Annotated in this window: 1 protein-coding gene; it reads left to right on the forward strand. The window is 55.9% G+C overall.

Translation table 11 applies throughout. From position 1 onward, the window contains the following. Nucleotides 1-735 precede the first annotated feature (735 nt). A partial coding sequence (locus SP5_RS18925; protein WP_157013809.1) for a replication initiation protein occupies nucleotides 736-1,366 on the forward strand: 631 nt, incomplete at its 3' end.

Genomic DNA, 1,366 nt, shown 5'->3' on the forward strand with positions numbered 1-1,366 from the left:
AAGTGAGCCACCTAACAGGACTTTCCGTCAGCTATAATCCCGTGAAGTCTGGTCGGTCTGTTGTAGGGATCAAGCTCGTATGGCGTGAGAAAGACAAACAGGCTCGCAAGGACGCGTCCAGTGAGCTGGATAGATCCAGCGTAGGCCGTGCAGCGAGGCGTACAGGCACTGTGGAGCACATCGTTGACCAGGCGCCGTCCTCGGACCTCGCGGCCGCCCTGGAGAGCCTAGGACGGTCTCTAGCCGGCAAACTTCGCTAAGCCTCGCTCCGCGTGGGTGAGCTGCCGGAGCGTCGACGGCAGCCGCCCGCGCGGAGCGCCGCTTGGGAAGAATACGGATACCGACAGTCACAGCCTCGGGAAGCCACCTCACAGGGGCTGTAGACGCCCGACAGCCACAGCCCCCTCACTCACTCCGCGCATCCTCCAGATGGCCCTTGGCGGTGCCCTGTGAGGGGTTCGTGACCTCGATCCAGCCCACTAATCCACGCCAAGCCCTCTTCTTCTTCTTAAGTTCTTAAGTTCAGGGGGGCGCAAACCCGCAGAAAACTGCCAAAAATGGCCGCTAAAAGGGAGCTGTACCGGGTTAAAAGGGAGCTGTACCGGGTGAAAAGGGAGGAATACCGGGTCTATAAGGGAGGCGAAAACCAGCCGTCTCCCCGTTGATCGGAAACAGGCATGTAACATGCTTAAAGGTAGTTGATCGGGGAGCCGCTTCCTGACAGTCTCCCTCACCATGGGAAAGACACTCGAAGTCACCGCCGATCGATCAGACTCGATCGATGATCTGGTCGCTGCCGGCGAGCTCCTCGACATGCGGTTCCAGCCGGGCCGATCGTCGTTGAGCCTCAGCGCCGCCAAGCTACTGCACGCCTTGATACGGGCTGCTGGTGCTGATGCAGGACTGCCAAAGGTCCACAGGATCGCGTTGAGCAAGCTCAACTATGATCTTCACTTATCGAAAGAAGAAGTGATGAACATAGTAAGAGAAATGTTCGGCGTGATCGTAGAGCTTAAAGTGCTCAACAGCAAAGGTAAGCCCGCTATCAAGATAGGGTCGTTGCTTAGCGACGTGGAGAGAGACGAAGAAAAAGACGGTGAGATACGCTATGAGCTTTCTCCTGTCCTCCGTGCCTCTCTTAAGAATTCCAACCATTGGGCCGTACTATCTCGCAAAGCGGTTATGGCCTTTCAGTCACGCTATTCACTTAGGTTGTATGAGCTGCTGTCAAAGAGGGTTGGGCTAAGTAGAGTGACAAGCGAATACTTCTCGCTTGATGATATACGCGCCTTATTTGGGGTGCCTTACAACAAGTTGCCTCGCTGGCAGGACCTGAAAACTAACGTAATAGGTCCGGCTATTGGAG

This window comes from Sphingomonas parapaucimobilis NBRC 15100 (assembly GCF_000787715.1).
In the GTDB taxonomy this organism is placed as follows: Bacteria; Pseudomonadota; Alphaproteobacteria; order Sphingomonadales; family Sphingomonadaceae; genus Sphingomonas; species Sphingomonas parapaucimobilis.